This is a genomic window from Wolbachia endosymbiont of Phyllotreta cruciferae (assembly GCF_918697765.1).
Taxonomy (GTDB): domain Bacteria; phylum Pseudomonadota; class Alphaproteobacteria; order Rickettsiales; family Anaplasmataceae; genus Wolbachia; species Wolbachia pipientis.
Genome location: NZ_OU953855.1, coordinates 1,169,782 through 1,189,806, shown reverse-complemented (window position 1 = coordinate 1,189,806; position 20,025 = coordinate 1,169,782). Strand labels below are relative to the sequence as shown.

Below are 20,025 nucleotides of genomic sequence, written 5' to 3'. Positions count from 1 at the left end.
ATGCTGGTAAAAACTAATGCCATCTTTAGTTTTCGCAATCAACATCAACTCTCCATTTCCTAACACATCAGCAAAATAGAGCTGCTGAGCATTAAGATTTTTCATGGATGACACTCGTGCCCAAGTATTGTTGTTATACCGATAGCTGGCTAGCCCTCCATCATGAAGAGCATACAGTTGCAAGGGACCACCACCTCCCCGGTAAAGTTTTACCTTTTTATCGGAAGAAAGGACTTGTTGAGCAAAGCTCAATCTATAAAAATTATGCATAAAAAACCCGCATCAAATAAAAAAAAGCCCAGATAAACAAGTAACATAAAATTACTTTTAAACTAATGAATGATTCTTTCCTATCTTTTCCGCTTTTTCTAAAGCGATCTCGCTAAGGTGAGAAGAAGGTTTTACGTTCTCTTGTATTGACTCCATGGTGGAGTCGCTTGCATTTTCTGCCCCTTTTACATCGCGTCTCCTACGCAAACCTCCACAGTCTTGAAATTCCCAAGTGGCTGCGCTGGGCTCTGTAAGCTGATCAAGAGGGACAGCTAACGCAAGATGTTCACCAACAGCATGATAAGGATAGTGAGCACTAGAACGATACAGATAACGGTCACTGTAAAATGCATTTACTATATTTACACCACGAAAGACAGGTAAAATCTTCCAGTTAGCCGATTTATTATCTGTAGCACCAAGAGTGAATACGTTGTACGCATAGGCATCACAACCCTTCACTGTATTAGGCCCCGACCATGTATAACCAAGATAACAACCTTTTAGGTCACCCCAATATGCTAGACGCCTACCATGCTCTGAAGGTGCGCCATATAAATATACATTATGTACAACACTCTTTATGGTAAAACTTCCACTTTCAAGGAGTTGAAGTTGCCATTCATCCTTTTTCACTTTCCCTCCTGGATCCCAAGTAGAAACTTCACGATTTTTATCCCCAAACCTATAAGTGTAGCCAGCGACATGCAAATATTGATTACCTATAGCACTTCTAATACACACATTTGGAGCAAACGCCAAAACGGAAATTGATTCAGGTAACTTGTTTCGTAATTCTTCAAGCTTACCTCTTGCTTCTGAATCGACATGAGGATAGTCATCCATATTCACCATTTCCCTAATATAAACAGCTAACCTGACCAACGCATCGTCAGTAATTGGATTGCTTCTAATTTGCATCACGTTAAATAGAGAGACATACGCTTCCATACGAACGGCAATACTGGACAAATTGTTCCTTAGAAAGTTTAGTATCTCTTTCGTATCCTTTCCACCAAATACTTGATTCACTGCTTCTTTCATATAACGTCTAAATAACGATCGATCTAGCGAATAAACTTCATTAGAAACCAACCCAACTCTATCATTTGACACATTGCCACTGGCCGACATAGCATCTACCAGCTCTTGCCTTGCAACATTTGCTGCTAACCTTTTCAATTCGATAAAAAGCTCACCCGATCTTCTTACTATAGAAAGTGAAGCGTTTTCTTGACTAAGAACTTCCGATCTCACTACACTAGCTAGTTCGATTATCTCAACAGCATTTTTATGCAGGTCATGTTCCAGTACGTCATGCAGAGCTTTAAAAGATGAAAACCTCAATCCGATATCAGAGATATTTTTACAAAATTCAATTAACAAAGGAAACTGATTTGTCCGGCTATCGTAAACTTTATCTATTATACTAACAATTTTAGTTTCATCACCAATCCTTTTCAGTTTCTCCTCTGCAGAGTTAAACCTCCTCCCTTCTATATCCTTAACACATTCATCAGGTAGGTGCTTTAGCTCCATTTCTTCAATTTTTTTCTTTAAATTACTCACTTCTGTAGAAAATTGATTGACAGAGATCATCAAGTTTTGTATCTCCGAATTTTTCTCCGATAGTTCTTGCTCAGACTTTTTTTCCATATCGTCTAGAGATTTTTTCAAGGATGTTTTCTGCTTCTCCAAAGCGGAAATACGAACTCGCGAATTCTCATCATTATCAGAAAGTTTTGCCCGTAGTTCCTTGAGCTCGCTATCCTGTCGGTCTATCGTAGCTTTGAGGCTTGTAATTTGAGAACTGAGAGAAACATCATCATTTCCTTTAACAAACTTTCCCCTTTTTACTCTAACTCTTGGACTAGTGGAATTAGAAAAAAGTTTATAGCGCTCGACACCTTGGTTGCTACTATTACTTGAATGGTTCAAACCCTCTACCGGCCTGCCCTCCTCCTTTGACTCCTTTACCTTAACATCAAGGATTTCTACAAACCTGCCATCTTCGCTGGAAGTATTCTGCATGGAAACACTGTCACTTGTACTCACCTTAAGCTCAAAAGATTCATTGCTAAAAGGCAAAACAGAATTTTCTACAGTAGTAGAATTACTTGAGTAAGCATTAGCAACAGCCACCTGAACAGCTAAAAATAAAGTTATCGCTTGCCCTGGATTACAAAGGAATAATTTACTAATATTCCTTAATCTAAAGTTGGTTTCTCTGCCTTTGCTTACAACAACTTCATCTAAAATCGGCAATTCAGTAACTAAGGCTTTTTTCTTACCTCTTTCATCTAGTAGAGAGTTATAATAAGCATTCCCCCCTCTTCCCAAATCTGTATCACTTTCGATACATCCTTTTAACAGTGAAGGCTGTGCTCTTAATTCCTCTCTAAATTCACCCTTCACTTCTGCTAATACTTTAGAATAATTACAAAAATTATCTAAGTTAGATACAAAACTCTCTAATTCCTTTAATCCATCCTCATAAACAACAGGAGATAAAGTATACTTACCAACTAACCCCTGCAACTTAACAAGATCAGCTTCAAACATACTTTCTGACACTCCCAACTCTAGCTGTTCCTTTATCTCCTCTATATTCGCTCTAAACATTCCTTCCCAAACTCGTTTATCAAGATAATTAACTTGATCAAATGTTTTGGCAAAGTAATCACGAGGTAGACCATTAATTAAATTCAAAAACCAACGTGAGGTAGCTTGATCAATTGAAGACATAGTATTACCCACAAGACCGATAGCCCAATTTTTCCACTCATTTAGACTTAGCTTTTTACTTGCAAACATATAAACCTCTATAATATTCTAAAAGAAGAATAATAAGAATTATGATAAAAGCAACATTTATTTATTCAAATTGAAATTTTTTTTATGATAGGCTTATTGTAATTTTCCTATCTCATTATCAGATGACAGACTATTAATTTATCAATATATTATATTGAAAACCTAGGTAATTTGGCCATTCTCAGCACTCAAAACCAGCTAGTGTGAGAAGAGTTTGTTTTGGGATGAGTTGGTCTACCAAATGATACATACGAACTTTTTAATATAATAACTTCAATGTGCGCTAAAATCAGCTATATTAGCTCACTTTAGCTAAATTTACATACGAACTGTTTTGCCTAAGCTTATTGAAATAATTTAAATCTTCTATTTTTGTAACTTTATTTTTACGCGGCTTGTTCTCACAAATATACGACCTTTTTTGCAATCTTAGGAAGAGTCAATAATTCAATTCTTTATAACACTAACTAGCATGATACTTTTACTAAAGTATTTTTTGAAAAAGTTAGTTGACTCATAAATAATTCTCTACTAATACTGGCATGTGTTTGTTTATTCTGCTGAAGTTGCTCCGTACAAGTTTGTTGTAAAAAAACTTCAGCAGTTTCCGTACTCCTTTAAAGCATCATATTCCTATATATTAAATATAGCTGGTGTTCTCAATTTTTTTGATCTATAGTAAAACTGGCTAAAACTTCCAGTAATAAACAACTTTTAACCTAGTAGTAGTACTCACCATAAAAACTTAACAAAAATATGAGTAGTAAAAATATTATGTTGAAATTAGCTTGACCAATATTATATATTATACATAATACATCCTATATTTAGAATTAGGGGGTAGCTGTGGTTGAGACTAAAGAATTTGTAGAACATATTATAAAACTTACCAATCGGCAAAGTGATCAAACAAATGAGCAGGAACCGAAATGGAAATCAAGCACTGGGCAAAGATGGCCAAGCACAGATGACCAGGAATTAGAAATAACTCAATTACCAACAAGTAGTAAAGATGACTACTACGAACTCATTAAACAAAGTTTATTTTGGATTAATATGAACTTAATGGATAATACAAGTAATTGGAGCTTATTAGAAAAAGAATGGGTTATTAAAGCGCATAGATCAGAATTAACAAAGAATCAGGAGAAGTTAATTCAAAAGTTATTTCATATTATTAATAGTCGTGATACTTCAACACTCCAACAATTTTTACAGAAAACTAAGAGTAATCCAGATCTAAAAACTGTTCTCGATCTTAAAGTAGGGGCGTCAGAGTTAACACTGTTACATATACTTCCAACAATCCTATATTCATTTGATAGTTGTACTTTAGTGGATTGTCTCTTAAAAGCAGGAGCTGAACCAAATATACAAGATTATAAGGGGAAAACACCTCTACATTACTATGCTGCTACTTATCCTGTTGAAAAGAAATATGTGGATTCTCTTGTAAGCCATGGAGCTGATTTGAATATAAAGGACAATAATGGAAAAACTCCTCTACAAATTGCAATTGATAAAGGTACTTTGGATGTTGCAGAGTGCTTCTTTAATTTAGAGCAAAAGAAATTGTATGAAGAATTAAACAAGCTAATTGAAGGTACATCTAAACTTGAGAATGGTTCTTCCAAATATAACGTTCAAGGTGTTGAGGACCTGAAAAAGTTCTTAGATAAAAATAAAAACAATGAAGATTTAAAGATGATTTTGAGTATTAGGGATGAAGAAAATAATTTAGAAATACTTAAAGATTATATGTATACTGAAGTGATAAATTTACTCTCGGCAACTCAATCACAATTAATGGTAACTGAGCAAGAGACAGAGGAAACTTATGTACCACATCAATGTTTATTGGACATTTATTTAACAGATCAACTAAGGCAACTAAATCAGTTTGTAAGTAAAATACCAAAAGCTGCAAACATAGCTGAATTACAGAAAGTTGTCGATAAGGCTATCATGTCTGGAGTGGGATTGAATCTTACTAAAGATGGAGGTCCGTGTTTCACAGATTACATACTAGAAAGAATTGGCCAACTAGAAAAAAACCATGAAGTTGCTAGCAATATAGTATGTACATTAATATCAAAAGGAGCAAGGTTAAGTGACTGGAATAGTTTAAACGTTATTGATGAAATAGAACTGGAGTTTAAAGAGCACAAAGCTAATATGATAAAAGCTCATGAACAGTGTGTTGATCGTACTCATAAATTTCTGAAAATCGCAAAAAATGCGACCAACGGCAAGTTAAATTGTGCAAAAATGGATAACGCTACTTTTTACTTAGAATATTCAGAAGACAGTATAATAGATGTTGCGCAGGTTACAGATGGAACAAGGGATTTAGGACTAACCCATGGAGATGTAAAGTGTGGAAGAAATATAGTAAAGATCGGTAGTAGTGAAGTAGAAATTCAAACCAAAGGTGGAATAAGGTATTACACAGATCTTACAGAAGGCAGCGATATAGTATTAACCTTCTATACTAGTTTGGGAAATGTAGACGTTAGGTTGTATCCTGACATACAGAATAAAAGCAAAATTATAGTAGAAGTGAGTAATAAAGAGGAAGTATTGGAAAAATTCGAAGGTCATAAAGAAGAATTAGGCGAGGATTGTGCACTTGGTAATTATTATGTCTACGATGCTATTGAACAGGGATATTTTGAAAGATCTGATGGATTAATGCGTCCTGAAGTAATAAGCGAGTCTAACAACAAATGGGCAGAACGTGAAGAATTAAGAAGGGTTTCTAATTCGAGGGAAGAAATTGCTAGGTAGAAGGTATTAAATATTAACTAAGATAATTAGCAATTTAAGAAACGGATTATCTTAAGCTCTACACAAATCACTCGCTCTTTTTTACAATTAATTTGGTTTATAGAACTACTCGTAGTAATCAAAATAAGATTTTTTCTTATAGTCAAGTTATAGTAAAATGAAATGCGATAAAGTTGCATTATTCTTTCTACAGCTAAATTTTTGCCTTAGCGTATTTATTATACAGGTAGTACAAAGCCATCGTTACACTTATATATCGTCAATAATCTATTAACAATTCCTATGTATAATTAATTTTGAAGGCTTTATAGCTTTTTTCACAATAATCCGAACGGACCGTAATATGCTACTGGCCTGCTATAGCCATAAACACATATCTTATCACATTCAGACTATTACAAGAAAGGCTATAGTAAGGGGGAAGTATGACAGAAGCAAATCCAATAGTTACATTAAAGGCTAAAATTAAAGAATTTGGTTTTAATAAATTAAGAGCTAAAGATAATAAAAGCGCAAATTCTGGTGAGCAAGCATATAAAGACATTAATAGAATGGATTTCATCATTAACGGAGAGAATATAGATAGGGATTTTGTTGACCGATTATATAAAAAACATATTAGCTTGGTTAAAAATAATAAAGATGGAGAAAAGAATTATCGTTCATTTGCAAAAGAGGTTTTTAAGGAGATGTTTCAACATTCTAGAGCAGAAGCTCCAAATGATCATATTCTAGAAGAGTTAGCTACTAATTGCAATCAAGCAGGATATGAACATATATATGGACCATTTATGATGGAACTTTATGAGAAACATAAATTATTTATGAATGTCAATAGTGGTGTTGATAGAAAAGTGTACATTAACTGCAAAAATCCAAATTCTGTAAAAGTTGAGTGTAAAATCCCCAAAGCACCTGTAAAGCTTCTAGATTTTTCTGAGAAAAAAATATGTGATATATCATTTTCAATGGAATTTACACTTGAATCTCAGAATGGTAAAGAGGGTCTAATATATAGAGACGGTAAGTTATTACTTGATGTTCCTGAGGAGTTAAAAAACTATCAAGATGGCGATAAGAGTTTATTTGATATTATAAGAGAATATTTCGAAAAATTTTGCAAAATATTAGGATTTACGTTTGCAACAAAAATAGAGCACAACTTAGGAAATGAATTGAAAGTAGACAGTCATGGCTATCTGGAAAATGTGGAATCTCCTGTCCGGAGCAATAATCATGCTCATGGTTAAAAAAGTATGCTCTATAAGCTCAAATGAGAAGAAATTACCTAATTTAAAAGTTTTACTTGATGAGTATGGATTTTCTCAACTGTGCAGGATTCAAAGAAGGCTGGATAATAGACCTACTCAAGTTTAGTATTCGGCTTTGTAGCATTATACAACGCAAAACCCATACACCACATCTACTGCCACTGCGAAATAAAACATAAAACACAACACAGCTCACCAATAATAACGCACCAACAACACCAGCCGCAATTGGTTGATTTGATGATTTTTCGTATATAGGGATTTCCTTCACTATAAAAACATGGTTCTATTTCAGCAGAAAAGGGTTGTTATGTGAGTTTGACTCTTGCTCAATAATTTGCTCTGGTTTCATATGTAAATTAAAAATCTTTACTATTTATATTAATATACTCATATAATTTAATGTCAGTTTTCGTCACACTGGTTTACATCAAGACTATTTTAAACCTCTTCAACATCTGCTGGTGCATTAGAAGTCCTTCATATTTTGCAATAGTGGTTTCCTTATAAATCCTTGAGTTTTTTTTGCAACAGCTTTTCCTATTATTTTCGATGTTTTCATCTCCTCTTGTTAAACAATGCAATCAAGACCATAAAATTTCTCCAATTGCTCACTCCACAGCATCGGTATTTCTCTCAAATCAACTAATTTCAAATCTCTTGGCTGTCTCCCATTTACTATGTCTTCTTTAATCTTTGGTGCTAAATAGTTCAACCTCAAAATTTGCTGTATACGTCTTGCACCTATGTTAATTTTGGCACTCAGCTCCTTCACACTTTCGTATTTTCCCTCTTCTAGTTGCCGTTTCCACAGATGGGATCTTACCACTGCTTTCAGTAGCGCATTATTTGTTTTGCCTTCTGGCTCTACTACTGTGCATTTGTTTCCTTTCTTTTTTATTGGTATAAATGTTTCCTCTGACTCAGAATGTACCTCTATTCCATCTTCTCTTATCATTACTCCCTTTATTAACTTTTTCACTACTTCTTTCTGCTTTCCAAAACTTAAATTTTCCCATTTTTCTTCGGTCTTTTCTCTCCAATTTTCATATATCTGCTCCGCTTTCCTCATCACTTCTTTTTCTACTTCTCCTGCTATTACATTTCGGTTTTCTGATTCACAACCTTTTCCCCTTAAATGATTGTTGCATACGTAATATCGATATCTCTTATTCTCCTTTTTTGCATATGTCAGTGTCATATTTACACCGCAGCTCTTGCACTTAATTATTCCCCTAAGCAGCGCTTCCTCATATTTTGCTTTTCTATATGGCTGATTCTTTATCAATTCCTGTGCTTTTCTCCACTTTTCCTCTTCTATTATCGCTTCATGCTTTCCTTTATACTCTTTCTCATAATGTCTGATTTTTCCCACATATATTGGATTTGTTATTATTCTTCTCACCGTTGCTTTTTTAAAGATATCTGATTTTGTTCTGTAACCTTGGCTATTTAACTCTCTCGCCAACTCTGCCATTGACTTCAACTCCAAATATCTTTCAAATATATGCCCTACTATTCTCGCTTCTTTCTCATTTATTATTAATTCTTTATCTTTCACATCATACCCTAGCGGCACAGTTCCACCCATCCATAATCCTTGCTCCTTTGATGTTGCTATTTTATTTTTTACTCTCTCTACTATCATTTCTCTTTCTAGTTGTGCTGCTCCTGATAACACTGTTTGTACAAACTTTCCCATTGGCGTATTATTGTCAAATATCTGCGTTACTGCTACAAAATTTACTCGATGCCTTCTAAAAAATGATGTTACTTCAATGCTGTCTTTTGTTTCCCTTGATAGCCTATCCAGAGTATATACTACTACACAATCTACTTCTCCTTTTTTTACATCTTCAAATAATTCCTTTATCGCTGGTCTTTCTAAATTCTTTCCTGAATATCCTCCATCGTCGTACTTTTTTGCCAATGCTACCCAGCCTTCTTTGCTCTTTATATATTTTTCACATGCTACCCTTTGCGCATCAAGACTGTTAAACTTTTGTTCTAGTCCATCCTCATTTGATTTTCTTGTATATATCGCACACCTTACTTCTTTTAGCATTTTATTCTCTTCAATTTTCATTTTTATCACGCATCCCAAATAATAAAGGTCCGTTGTAGCTCATTCCCATTATTTTTCCTGCCACTGCTGACAATGATGTATAAAACTCTTCTTTGTAGATTAAACCCTTGTCTGTTACCATTACCGCATGCGTTTCTTCCCCTCTCTCTAATATTAGCTCTGTCCCTTCTACTGGTAATTTATCGCTACTTATTCTTTTTCCCTTCTCTAGCCGATCTGCCAGATACTCTAGTCTTTTTGCTCCTTTTCTTGACATTTCTCCATATGCTTTTTCCTGCATTCTATAAGCTAATCTCGGTATCAGATATTTCTTTGAGTATCTAGGCGCTTCTTCTCCATATACCTTCTTCCATATTTTTCTCAGCTCACCCAAAGGTTTTCTCTCTAAATTCATTACTTTCTTTTCTATTTCTTCCTCCATATTTTTAGCCTTTCATAAATAACTTTTCAATTCTGTCTATTTCTTTCTTCAATACTTCAGTTACTTCTTTACTGTTTTTCGCATAATCCATTGCTATCATTCCAAATTTATCTGCTTGCTCTATTTCTGCTCCTGCTTCCACTAACTCTTCCACTATTTCCACTTTCCCCACCATACATGCAAGGTGCAATGGAGTGCATTTATTTCCATATTCTTCCGCATTTACATTCCCTCCTGATTTTATTAATTCTCTCACGGTTTCTAGGCGTTTCTCGGTTACCGCTAGATGCAGTGCTGTATATCCTCTTGCATCTGCTGCATTCACATTCGCTCCTTTTTCGACTAATAACTTCACTGTTTTTGCGTCTACCGCATAATGCAGAGCTGTTCTTCCTTTTTCGTCTCTTTCATAAATATTTTTAAATGAGTTCTCTAATAGTGACTCCTCTTTTTTACCGAGCTTTAACATAATTTACCTCACCTTTTCTTTAAATTTAAATCCCTCTTTTAAGCCTTCCTTCTCACCCCATCATCTATCATTTCATTTACTTGGCTCATTATTTTGCTTGCTAAATTTTCACATTTTTCCTTTATTAGTGATTTGTCTCTCTTTCTTATTTCTTCTATCTCTATCACCTTTAACTCAGGTAAATAGCTTCTATCTAACGTATATGCTATTTCTTCCACTAACTTCTCTATTCCATAGCACGTCAGTTCTCTACTTTTTGTTACTCCACCTTTTTCTCTCAAAAATTTACTTGCCTTTTCACTTTCTTTGCTATCACATAGACGATACTTTTCACTTTCCCAGATGTAATACATTGGTGTTGCACCATATTTATTCAGTTGATTAACTTCAGCTCCGGCCTTCACTAGCTCTTTTATTATTTCAACTCCTGCTCCTCCTATTTTGCACGCAGAGTGGAGTGGCGTACATCCACTGACATATTGAGTGGCGTTTACTTCTACTCCTTCTCTTAGCAGCACTTTTACATTTTCTAAACTTTTTGCGAATACTGCACAGTGCAGAGGTGTATAACCATTTTTGTCTCTTGCATTAACCTCTGCTCCTTTCTTTATTAAGAACCTCACTGTTTTGTAATCAGAGATTTCTACTGCTTGATGCAAGATCGTCTCTCCTTCTTCATTTCTTTTATTAATGTTTTTAAACCCGTTACTTGATACTTCTTTAAAAAACTTACTAAAAGATTCTTTGCTAAACTTCATACTTACCTCACAAAATTAGCTTTTCTAGCGCCAGACAAATTTCTTATATTTACCTGCTGCTATTCAAGTCATGTCCGTTTTAGCATAAGAAAGCAAGTCTTTTTCTTTTTATTTCATACACTTTTACCTATTATTAATATAATATATGAGGATCTAAATATAAGTACTTAACTTATTAGACATATTACTTGACTATTTTTCCAACTTCTGTGCAAATGTCGATGTTCGTGCCACTTCAATACTCCCGGGTAAAACACTAAAATGTAATTTTCCGGTTCATGTATTGAATCCTTTTGCTCTGAATTTAATTCGCTTTCAAAATGAACATTATGTTCTGCTAAACCAAATCTTATAACTTTCTGGTTGGTAAAATCTTCTACCTTGTAGTGGTGAGTAACGCTAAACCTTTCTAAAATTGGCTTGTATTTTAAATTCCACAGTTGTTCAGATAGTTTGTGGTCATTCAAATAGAACTTTTCTCCACATTCTTCTACACTCGTAACCGGAAAACATGCGTTTATTTCTCCTAATCTCCAACTGCCTGACAATACTATCTCTGCTTTAGCAAATTTAATCGGTGGTAATAAGCTCTGTGGTAGAGGATATAACGTTTTTAAATTATTCCACTGATGATTTCTTTCATAAATACCGTTATAATTCTTCGTGTGAGGCTCGGTTTCTCCAAGTATTGCTACATCTAATCGATATATGTCATTACTAAATGCTTGCTCATAATGAACACGAAAAGTACTAAACTTAAAACTTGGATTTAATATTTTTAGCTCAAATGAGTTCTTCCGACCAAATGATAACACCGGTCCATCTTCTTCTATTTTTACACCTGAGTAATCCGATAACAAATTTCCAAAAAAACTTTCATCTAAAATGAACCTACCCATGTTGTAGTGATCGTTAAAAATTCTCATTAGTCTCGATCTTGCAGGTAATGATAGTTTTGCCAGCTCTACTACTGCATCTACAAAGAAATCATTTGGTACGTCTCTTATCCCTACCTGCAACTCAAAAAAGTGTTTACCAGGTGGCTCTTCAATAATCGTAATATCTTCTATATTTGCCCATTTGAGCGCTATTTTGAGTGATGCTGGTGTTCCTCTTAAACGCTGAAATTCTACCCCTTCTTTTATCGCTCTTTTTTTATCTTTTGCCCAGCGTAGAATTTCTTCTAACCCGTATTCTTCAACCAACCACGGCAATACTTCTTCTTTTAGGTTAAATTTAAACCCTCTGATACAACTTGGATCTACTTTGTAATCAATAGCCTCTACTAATGCTTGCTCTTGTTTTGTTGCATTTGGGGGTAATAGCATTAATTCAACTCAATCTTTAAATTTCGCAAATTTGCACACTCATTACCTAGCACAACAACATCCTCTCTTGGCTCGATTAATTCCACGTTTTCCACTCCTTCCACAAACAAATTCGCTATAATCCATGATCTTGTTACACTCCATCCCAGCCTTCTACTTGCTTCAAACTTCTTAATGAACTGTTCCTTAATTTCCTCCTTTGATATTACAGAACTTATGCTCATTCTGCTGTGAATATCTATTTCCGTAATATTGCAACTTACCACTTCAATCGTATCTGTTAAAATCCTCACATCCTCCTTGTTTAGCTGATTTCTGACAATTTCTAGTAATTCTTCTTGCAGTGTGGATAATTGTGTTGATAAGATTGAAACTTGTACTTTTCCTGGTACCAGAGATTCTACTAATGCATCTTTAACTCTCGTATTTGCTGAGAGTGCTTGAAACCGATAATTCCCCCCTGTGCTTGAGCCAACTATTCTTGCCTTGATTCTTTTTCTGAAGCGTTCATCTTCTTCTCCATCTTGCCTCTCTGCTCCATAAAACTCAGCTAAATTATCAAGATCTTCTCCCCTTGCAAACTTGAGTAAATTGCTTTTTACCGCTTCATTTATTCTTTGTCTCAGCAAAAGCTCTCTCCAGGCTGCTACTTCCAGAACCTTCATTGCTGGATCAGATTCTACTAATGTTGTAAAACTTGCATCACGCTTCACTAACTCTTCCTTCATCCGAGCAAAAATCTCTTCAAAGTTCAGTGGTTCGATAATATTTGGCTGCTCCATCTTTATACCACAACCCCGTCAAAGCGAATATTTTCTCCATTTGGTAGATAAATCCCATCCAAAGAAATTGTGACTTTCCCTTCTTTCGCCTCTGTGATTTTTACCTTTTCGAGTTTGAATCTTTTTTCCCACTTTTCTAGTGCTCCTGCTGTTGCTGCATAAATTTCTAACGAAAAATCTCTATTTATTGGCCGGTCAACTAACTCAAGTAATCTTGACCCATAATTTCTACGCATAATACGTGATCCTATCGGTGTGGTTAATATATCAATTATTGATTGCTTTAAATGTTCTATTCCTTCTAATGCCTTACCTGTTCTAGCACTCATTCCCTTCATATCTTTATCCAGAAAAAACGCTGCTACTTCCGCCTATTACCTTAAATCCACACGAAACCATATCTCCAGTTCTTGCTACACCAATACCATTCACAAATACGCTGTTTGAACCTTGTGTTATCGTCTCTCCCAGAGTTACAATATCTCCTTTTCGACACACAGATCTCCCTTTCTTAAAAACATCACTACTTCCACTCATACAAACATGAACCGGTATCCCACTGCAATAATCCCCTATACAAACGATTGCTTTACCCATATTTTAGTTTAAATCTATTCTTTTTCCTTTGAGTTTTATTCCTTTTTTTGTCATCTCTATGCTCGATTCCCCAGCCTTCAGTGTTATTTTGTCTAATACTTCAATCTCTAAATGATGTTTATCTTTATCGTATGACAACTTTGTTCCATCTTGAAATGTTAAGCTACTCACCTCTTTTTTATTTTCTGGAGCAGAGTACTTTTGTTGATATATTCCAGGAAGTACTACTCCTAAAGATAATTCTCCCAGCGGGGAAAGTATAACTACTTGCTCATCAATATCTGGCGGACACCAATCTCTATCTTTTCCTGCTTTACTTGTTATCCACGGCAACCAATCTGTTAAAAATTCTCCTATTTTCACTCTTACTTTTGCTTTTTCATAATCTATTTCTTTTACAATTCCTATTCGTACAATGTTTGCTAACTTTCTTTGCAGCTCTGAAATAGCAAAATTACTCTCTAACATTTTCTCCTATTGTAATCGTATGTGGCTTAATCGTATTTTCTGTCCATATCGATTTACCTAAATGAAGCTGATGACTCCACTCAACCAACCACACCAAATACGCATCTAATTCGGGTCTAAATCCGTCAATTTCCGCAGATATAAATTCTCCTGGTGAAACATTTTCCACATTCCAAGTATTTTTATTTACTACTCTTGCTACTTCTGCTGCTAATGTTCTGACAATAATAGCTGCATTTTCTATTGTGCTATCAATCACAATTCGTGCTTCAAATCTTGCTTTCAGTGCTAATTCCTCTGTTCCTGGATCTTTTCCCGATTCTAAACTCACAAGCTCTACAAATAACGCTGGCGCTAATAATTCTTTTCTTATCGATGGATAAATATCACAAGTTTGAATTGCTGATATTTCTTCTTTTAACTTAGTGCAAATTGCTTTATGTAAATCTTGCCAATTCATATAGATGTAATGTAACTTAATTCGCGGTGGAAGAATTTTTCAAATACCTTTTCAACTTCATAATTAACAAGATTCCCTATTATCCTTGAAGCCTCAGGTTCTAGTGGCAACTTAACTTCCTTTATTGGCAATGCTGCCCTTCCTTCACGTTTAAACATACCGCTATTTCCTTTTGGCATAACTGCTGCAAATCCTCCTATAAACTCATGCTTTCCTACTTTCGATCCTCTTCTTGTTTTTTGTATTTTGCCAATTGTCCATGCTCTAATGTCATAGAGATTTGCTCTAATCAACACGTCTAATCTGCTAGTTTTCGCCTTAAAAATTCTTAATCTCTTTCTTATCAAACTTAATTTTATCTTCTTTTCCTCACTGATTTCCTTAGCTGCTTGCGCTTTTAACCATAGTGCCGTTTTGTTTAGTGCCTTTACCATTGCTAATTCTATTTTTCCTCTTTTAGCATTTACACTGTCTATACTATTAACTTCTATATGAATAGACATTCAGATGCTTCGATTCGCCAGATCATTCCAGATTTATCTCTAAGTGGTGGTGAGTGCACCTTATACTTACAGTTACCAATAACGAAGATATCTCCTACAATTGGCCTCAGTATATCAAAAATGCTTACCTCAAGAAAAAGCATCTCTCCCACAAATTGTCCTTCACCAATCTCGTATAATTTATCTGGCTGTTGCTTTAATACCTGTACCATATATGACTTATCCTTTGATTTATATAAAGCCACTTCTCCTAAATGGGCAAAACAATCTTTAAATAATCTCTTAATATTCTCTTGCACATTTCTCCGCTATATACTAACATTTATATGCTAAGAAGAGGTAAAGCATTCTTCTGCCTCACACCACTTTATATTTGCTCTACCTATGTTGCAACGATCTTGACTAGTATTGCTGGACGGTGACACATTGGCAGAGGGTTTGACTGCGTATGCAAATCAGTCCCTCTATCAAATCTTCTTGGCTCTTGTTTTGCATAGAGTGGCTGTCCAAGAGTATTTACTGTCTCATTAAAGTCTGCTGGTGCAAAATATGTTGTAAATGTACTTGCTGTTCCTAGTGGAAAACAGTGACCTGTATCTCTTTCTATAAATCTTCTCACGGTTCCTTCAGGATCAGTTGCTTGCCCTCTATATTCCTCAAATGTGATTCCACAGAACGTAAATCCTGACCTCATATCATTCCTTAGCGCTGCTCCTTCTTGCCATCTTTCATATGCTTCTTTTACTTTAGCATGAGAAGTGAGTGCATCAAAAAACTCAGGGCTTACCAGTGCATGAATCCCGGTCATATATTCACCACTTAAGTTGTCTTCAATATGCCGCAATACTTCCAGACACTTACGTTTTACATCAGTTGTTGCTGTTCCCAGGACAAAATTTACTACTTTTGGTGTTATTTCAAATTCGTTGTACAGATTTAATAATTCTGACCCATCAGCATCTAAAATTATTCCTTTGAGCGCTCCCATTCGCAAATGCTCTAATGTTATTGCATGTTTGTTTCTCATTAGCTGCAAATGATCAGTTATTACATCTGCAAGCGCTTTAAGTTCACTCTCTGATCCAAATGCCCTTATTCCTTGTACTTCTTCTGGCAGCACTACATCATCATGCGGAATGTGCGGAATCGTAAATGTTCTTACCTTTCTTTTTCCTCTTTTTCCTACTGTTGCTGGTGCTCCGGGTACTTGCGTTGGTAGTAAACTTAACACTCCGTTGTGTTCTTCTATCGTAATATGTCTAAATCTTACTGACCTACTTGGAAACAAATTTAAATTTTCAACACGTCCATAATTTATCGGCAATATATTCATCGCATTTGTTAGTGCCGTCATGCTAAATGCTGTATTCGTAAATGGATTTTGCATTCTTTTTTCCCCTTATTAATTTAAGTTACACTCCCTTGCGGACAATGATCCCTCGTCCTTCAAGTTGCTTTATTGCTGCAGCTTTTTGCTCTTCAGTGATACCTGTTGGCCACACAATTGCATGATCTGCTAGCATTGCTATACGTGTAATGATTACTGCTTTGGCATTTTCTGTCGCATTTACATCACTTACTATCGCACCTATTGCTGTTTGTGTACCATCTGTTGCAGTTGGATTTATTATCTTAATCATGTTATCCTTATCACTACCAACAACTGTACCAAGTTTAAGATTTTGTCCCTTGGCTACCGTTATTTGGTCTCTTGAATATAGACTTGATGCCTCATACTTTAATAAGTCACCTAGATTATTTTGTTCGATTATACAACTCATAAAATTTCCTCATTTATTTTCCCCTTTAGTTTTACCGCCATGTTTGTAATTGTTGTACGCGGCGGTTATAAAAAAACTTAAATACTTGATTGCGCTCTAGTCCTTGCTACCTCCATCATCAACTCTTCTCCTGAATTCTGCGGTATTGCACTCAGTATCTCTGTCTTTTTCGTTCTCTCTGCAAGTAATTCCATTAAAACTTCCCTGGCTTGCTCAATACTTACGCCTTGCTCTATAAATTCTTCTATTTTCTCTGGCATTCGTGATAAGTTACATAAACGTATTAATTCAAGAACTTCAGTACGATACTTAGTTACATTATCAGTTTCTAGGTCAGTTGTAGTTTGTTCATTCATAGTAATACTCCTGTTTTTATTAATAGATGAAAGAATTGTAATTCCATCTGCAAGACCTATTTCTATTGCTCTCTCGCCAAAATATAGCCCTGCCTCCGTTGATCGAATCTTTTCAATTGAAAGACCTCTGTTCCTCGCTATTAGCTGCACAAACATTTCATATAGTCGGTCTACTTCTTTTTGTAAGCTTTCCAGACTTTCAGACGTCATTGGCTCATGTGGATTTAAATCATTTTTTCTACTTCCTGCAAATACTGTGGTATATTTTATTCCACATTTTTCATTAAATCCACTTTGATCTATATGACTTGCAATTACCCCTATGCTTCCTACTCCTGAGGTTCTGCTCACAAATACCTTTTCAGCGCTAGAGGCTATAGCGTACGCAGCAGAATATGCATCATCATTTGCTATCGCTATTATCCTCTTTTTTGCTCTTGATTCATAAATAAAGTCAGCTAGGTCAAATATACCGTTTACCTCTCCTCCGGGGCTATCTATTTCCAGTATAATTGTCTCTATGCTACTATCTGCTAATGCTTGTGTAATTTGTTCTTCTATTTGCTCATATGATGTCATTCCGAGCATTTCATCAAATGCACCAGGTTTTTTAGTTAAAATGCCATGTATCGGTATTATTCCTCTTTCACTATTTCTTACTGCATGTTTTATATTTTTAAAGATAGGCTGCTTTCCTGTTTGTAGTGACAGCAACTCAAAACTCCTTGGTTCTACCATTACACATCTGTTTAGCCATTGTTGTTTCATATCACCTCTTGATTTGCAGTAACCTCAGAATCAAAACTTAAGCCCAGTTCGCTTGCACGTCTTTGATCTTCTGCTATTTCTTGGTCAATTTCTTCTACATCATAACCCATTTCTGATACTACTTCCGATCGACTCTTAAATCCATTTCTTACTGCCATTTGTTGTGCTTGCTGATCTTTCAGTGGATCCACCCAATCAAATCCCTGTGGTATCCATTTTACTTCTTCTTTCGCTGCTTTTACTACTTTTTCATCTATACTCAGTTCTCCACAAAGCACTGCTAATTCTAGCCATCTATTCCAAATAGGTCTACAAAACTGGAACACTATAACGTTATGCTGTAACATTGCACACCTTCTGCGAAACTCTATCAGCCCTGCTCGAATGGATGAATAATTAACACCTGTTAAATCTCCTGTTAGCTGCTCATATGTTATTCCTGTACCTATTGCTATTGCCCTCAGTTGCTGTCTCATGAATGCTTCATAACTTCCTCCTACGTCTGATGGTTCTGAAAATTTTATGTCCTCTCCTGGGTCTAAAAGCTGCATTGTTCCAGGTTCCAGGCCAGATAGTGCTACTCCTTGCTCACTTGCTTCACCTTCTCCCATGATATTTGCTTCTGGATCGAGTCTCGTAATAAATCCAGCAAACATTGCTGCAGTTTTCTTTCTCACCAGCTCTGCATCATCATATTGATCAAGCTCATAAAGCTTCAGCAGTATATTAGAAAGCCAAGGCTCCCCTCTGATTTGCCCAGGTCTTAATGGTCTATAAATATGTAAAACATCATTTGCTGGCACTCTCACTGATTCACCAAACGAGCCTTCACCAGGGTGTTCTTTAAATAGGTAATATGCTTCTCTTTGCCCAAGCTTGTTAAACTCAATCCCGTTTCTTATTACATTACCATTTCCTAAAGTTTGATTTGTTTTATTATCTAAATGTTCAGACTCAAGTACTTGCAGTTGTAATGGCACAGAAAATCTATCTTCCAGCTTTCTCGTTCTTAAACGTACAAAACATTCTCCTCCCTCTATCATACTTCTGCATACTAGAGCTTGTAATCCATAAAAATCACTTATTCCACAGCTATCTGCTTCATCTGTCCATTTTAGCCATAATTCTTGCACTTTCTTTCGAAATTCTCCATCTCTTGCTTTTGATTGTGGTTTTATTCCTGTTCCAATAGAGTTACTTACTATTGTATCAACGATATTTGCTGCATATGGATTTTTTCTTACCATATCCCGAGAGCGGCTACGTAAGTGCCCAAGGCTCTGAGAAAGTAAATTATTTATGCTTCCTGTTTCTCCTTGCCAATACATCACTCTTCTTCCTGAGCCTGACGCATCCCAAGCAGAACTTTTGATTTTTGGCTTACTAAATAGTTGTTTGAAATTTTTCAGCATCATACTAACCAAAATTCTCTTAATTCTTTCAAAGTTCCGTTAAATTTATTTCTGTCACATTTTCCGATTCCTTCTACTTCATGTGGCTCTGGATTTGTTTTACCGTCAGTATATTGCCATAAAATCCAATCATTCCAGCCTTTTGGTAATGTGAGCTCTTTTCTCCAGCTTGCTATCCATAATGGACATTTTGTCAAAGTTGGTGTGGCAAAATCCTTAAGAAAATAGCTACTGCCATAAATTAGGGGTAATCTTCCTGTTACTTCTTCAACTCTCTTTACAAATTCCTCAGCTTGCTTAACTGCAATATTTTTGCCACTTTTGTTTTCTTCAATATCCAGCGCAAGTATGGTATTTTTGCTTTCGCCTACCGTTTTTAGAAAATGATCAGCTTGATTCTTGCCGTTTCCTTCTGTGCCAAAATGATATGCTCCCCAGAGTAATCCTTCTTCTTCAGCTTTCTTTCTTCTTTTCGCATACTTTGAATCCGCATATTTTAGCCCTTGTGTTGCCTTGTGAATTACTCCAACTATACCATTCTCTTTGTCTAGCTTAAAATTCACATTTTCTTGCCAATGTGACAAATCTATTATTCCATTTACTGGACTCTCTTCTCCCATAGTTTTATAAAAGTTTTTAATTGCTCTAAAAATTCAGAATATTCCTCTTTTACAACTTTTCTCAGAAAATTTTC

At 35.4% G+C, this 20,025-nt stretch carries 20 protein-coding genes; 2 read left to right on the top strand and 18 right to left on the bottom strand.

Translation table 11 applies throughout. The annotated features are described in order from the left end of the window. Positions 1-327: 327 nt before the first annotated feature. Positions 328-3,084, bottom strand: coding sequence for a hypothetical protein (locus NL281_RS05495; RefSeq protein WP_253303101.1), 2,757 nt, complete (start codon positions 3,082-3,084; stop codon positions 328-330). Positions 3,085-3,930: 846 nt separating this feature from the next. Here NL281_RS05495 and NL281_RS05490 point away from each other — a divergent pair. Continuing rightward, a complete protein-coding gene (locus tag NL281_RS05490; RefSeq protein ID WP_253303100.1) occupies positions 3,931-5,871 on the top strand; it encodes an ankyrin repeat domain-containing protein in 1,941 nt (646 codons plus the stop codon). 425 nt (positions 5,872-6,296) lie between these two features. Further along, positions 6,297-7,121, top strand: coding sequence for a hypothetical protein (locus NL281_RS05485; RefSeq protein ID WP_253303099.1), 825 nt, complete (start codon positions 6,297-6,299; stop codon positions 7,119-7,121). 592 nt (positions 7,122-7,713) lie between these two features. Here NL281_RS05485 and NL281_RS05480 read toward each other — a convergent pair. The 17 genes from NL281_RS05480 to NL281_RS05400 all read right to left on the bottom strand — a co-directional run bounded on the left by NL281_RS05480 (position 7,714) and on the right by NL281_RS05400 (position 19,951). After that, positions 7,714-9,207, bottom strand: a complete 1,494-nt coding sequence (locus NL281_RS05480) for a recombinase family protein (protein ID WP_253303731.1) — start codon at positions 9,205-9,207, stop codon at positions 7,714-7,716. A gap of 10 nt (positions 9,208-9,217) precedes the next feature. Next, the gene (locus NL281_RS05475; RefSeq protein WP_253303098.1) at positions 9,218-9,649 is read right to left on the bottom strand and encodes a DUF2924 domain-containing protein; all 432 of its coding nucleotides are present in this window, start codon (positions 9,647-9,649) and stop codon (positions 9,218-9,220) included. Between the two features lie 4 nt (positions 9,650-9,653). Next, positions 9,654-10,118: an ankyrin repeat domain-containing protein gene (locus NL281_RS05470; protein ID WP_253303097.1), complete on the bottom strand. Its 465-nt coding sequence runs from the start codon at positions 10,116-10,118 to the stop codon at positions 9,654-9,656. 38 nt (positions 10,119-10,156) lie between these two features. Next, positions 10,157-10,876, bottom strand: coding sequence for an ankyrin repeat domain-containing protein (locus tag NL281_RS05465; RefSeq protein ID WP_253303096.1), 720 nt, complete (start codon positions 10,874-10,876; stop codon positions 10,157-10,159). Positions 10,877-11,043: 167 nt separating this feature from the next. Continuing rightward, positions 11,044-12,204 carry a phage tail protein gene (locus NL281_RS05460; RefSeq protein ID WP_253303095.1) on the bottom strand — a complete coding sequence of 387 codons (1,161 nt, stop codon included), beginning with the start codon at positions 12,202-12,204 and terminating at the stop codon, positions 11,044-11,046. Then, positions 12,204-12,986: a baseplate assembly protein gene (locus tag NL281_RS05455; protein ID WP_253303094.1), complete on the bottom strand. Its 783-nt coding sequence runs from the start codon at positions 12,984-12,986 to the stop codon at positions 12,204-12,206. Before NL281_RS05455 ends, NL281_RS05460 begins: the two co-directional genes overlap by 1 nt. Positions 12,987-12,988: 2 nt before the next feature. Continuing rightward, positions 12,989-13,324 (bottom strand): GPW/gp25 family protein, encoded by a 336-nt coding sequence (locus NL281_RS05450; RefSeq protein WP_253303093.1) that lies wholly within the window; start codon positions 13,322-13,324, stop codon positions 12,989-12,991. A gap of 4 nt (positions 13,325-13,328) precedes the next feature. Then, on the bottom strand, positions 13,329-13,583 hold the full coding sequence (locus tag NL281_RS05445) for a PAAR domain-containing protein (RefSeq protein ID WP_253303092.1): 255 nt from the start codon (positions 13,581-13,583) through the stop codon (positions 13,329-13,331). 3 nt (positions 13,584-13,586) lie between these two features. Further along, positions 13,587-14,051, bottom strand: a complete 465-nt coding sequence (locus NL281_RS05440) for a phage baseplate assembly protein V (RefSeq protein WP_253303091.1) — start codon at positions 14,049-14,051, stop codon at positions 13,587-13,589. Next, the gene (locus NL281_RS05435; RefSeq protein ID WP_253303090.1) at positions 14,038-14,511 is read right to left on the bottom strand and encodes a hypothetical protein; all 474 of its coding nucleotides are present in this window, start codon (positions 14,509-14,511) and stop codon (positions 14,038-14,040) included. Before NL281_RS05435 ends, NL281_RS05440 begins: the two co-directional genes overlap by 14 nt. Next, positions 14,508-15,014: a phage tail protein gene (locus NL281_RS05430; RefSeq protein ID WP_253303089.1), complete on the bottom strand. Its 507-nt coding sequence runs from the start codon at positions 15,012-15,014 to the stop codon at positions 14,508-14,510. The genes NL281_RS05435 and NL281_RS05430 overlap by 4 nt, the downstream gene beginning before the upstream one ends. Further along, entirely contained in the window at positions 14,999-15,313 is a 315-nt protein-coding gene (locus NL281_RS05425) for a head-tail joining protein (RefSeq protein WP_253303088.1), read from the bottom strand. Before NL281_RS05425 ends, NL281_RS05430 begins: the two co-directional genes overlap by 16 nt. Before the next feature lie 83 nt (positions 15,314-15,396). Continuing rightward, a complete protein-coding gene (locus tag NL281_RS05420; protein WP_253303087.1) occupies positions 15,397-16,401 on the bottom strand; it encodes a major capsid protein in 1,005 nt (334 codons plus the stop codon). Positions 16,402-16,426: 25 nt separating this feature from the next. After that, positions 16,427-16,795: a head decoration protein gene (locus NL281_RS05415; RefSeq protein WP_077188124.1), complete on the bottom strand. Its 369-nt coding sequence runs from the start codon at positions 16,793-16,795 to the stop codon at positions 16,427-16,429. A 77-nt stretch (positions 16,796-16,872) separates the two neighbouring features. After that, positions 16,873-17,919: a S49 family peptidase gene (locus tag NL281_RS05410; RefSeq protein WP_253303086.1), complete on the bottom strand. Its 1,047-nt coding sequence runs from the start codon at positions 17,917-17,919 to the stop codon at positions 16,873-16,875. Continuing rightward, on the bottom strand, positions 17,916-19,334 hold the full coding sequence (locus NL281_RS05405) for a phage portal protein (protein ID WP_253303730.1): 1,419 nt from the start codon (positions 19,332-19,334) through the stop codon (positions 17,916-17,918). Before NL281_RS05405 ends, NL281_RS05410 begins: the two co-directional genes overlap by 4 nt. Further along, positions 19,331-19,951, bottom strand: coding sequence for a glycoside hydrolase family 25 protein (locus tag NL281_RS05400; protein WP_253303085.1), 621 nt, complete (start codon positions 19,949-19,951; stop codon positions 19,331-19,333). Before NL281_RS05400 ends, NL281_RS05405 begins: the two co-directional genes overlap by 4 nt. Between the last annotated feature and the right edge of the window lie 74 nt (positions 19,952-20,025).

Bases quoted from the DNA above. Each gene is read 5' to 3' on its own strand.
- NL281_RS05470 (WP_253303097.1), bottom strand. From the start codon at position 10,118: ATGTTAAAGCTCGGTAAAAAAGAGGAGTCACTATTAGAGAACTCATTT.
- NL281_RS05460 (WP_253303095.1), bottom strand. From the start codon at position 12,204: ATGCTATTACCCCCAAATGCAACAAAACAAGAGCAAGCATTAGTAGAG.
- NL281_RS05415 (WP_077188124.1), bottom strand. From the start codon at position 16,795: ATGAGTTGTATAATCGAACAAAATAATCTAGGTGACTTATTAAAGTAT.
- NL281_RS05430 (WP_253303089.1), bottom strand. From the start codon at position 15,014: ATGTCTATTCATATAGAAGTTAATAGTATAGACAGTGTAAATGCTAAA.
- NL281_RS05495 (WP_253303101.1), bottom strand. From the start codon at position 3,084: ATGTTTGCAAGTAAAAAGCTAAGTCTAAATGAGTGGAAAAATTGGGCT.
- NL281_RS05400 (WP_253303085.1), bottom strand. From the start codon at position 19,951: ATGGGAGAAGAGAGTCCAGTAAATGGAATAATAGATTTGTCACATTGG.
- NL281_RS05465 (WP_253303096.1), bottom strand. From the start codon at position 10,876: ATGAAGTTTAGCAAAGAATCTTTTAGTAAGTTTTTTAAAGAAGTATCA.
- NL281_RS05475 (WP_253303098.1), bottom strand. From the start codon at position 9,649: ATGGAGGAAGAAATAGAAAAGAAAGTAATGAATTTAGAGAGAAAACCT.
- NL281_RS05410 (WP_253303086.1), bottom strand. From the start codon at position 17,919: ATGAAACAACAATGGCTAAACAGATGTGTAATGGTAGAACCAAGGAGT.
- NL281_RS05445 (WP_253303092.1), bottom strand. From the start codon at position 13,583: ATGGGTAAAGCAATCGTTTGTATAGGGGATTATTGCAGTGGGATACCG.
- NL281_RS05480 (WP_253303731.1), bottom strand. From the start codon at position 9,207: ATGCTAAAAGAAGTAAGGTGTGCGATATATACAAGAAAATCAAATGAG.
- NL281_RS05455 (WP_253303094.1), bottom strand. From the start codon at position 12,986: ATGGAGCAGCCAAATATTATCGAACCACTGAACTTTGAAGAGATTTTT.
- NL281_RS05485 (WP_253303099.1), top strand. From the start codon at position 6,297: ATGACAGAAGCAAATCCAATAGTTACATTAAAGGCTAAAATTAAAGAA.
- NL281_RS05440 (WP_253303091.1), bottom strand. From the start codon at position 14,051: ATGTTAGAGAGTAATTTTGCTATTTCAGAGCTGCAAAGAAAGTTAGCA.
- NL281_RS05450 (WP_253303093.1), bottom strand. From the start codon at position 13,324: ATGAAGGGAATGAGTGCTAGAACAGGTAAGGCATTAGAAGGAATAGAA.
- NL281_RS05420 (WP_253303087.1), bottom strand. From the start codon at position 16,401: ATGCAAAATCCATTTACGAATACAGCATTTAGCATGACGGCACTAACA.
- NL281_RS05435 (WP_253303090.1), bottom strand. From the start codon at position 14,511: ATGAATTGGCAAGATTTACATAAAGCAATTTGCACTAAGTTAAAAGAA.
- NL281_RS05405 (WP_253303730.1), bottom strand. From the start codon at position 19,334: ATGATGCTGAAAAATTTCAAACAACTATTTAGTAAGCCAAAAATCAAA.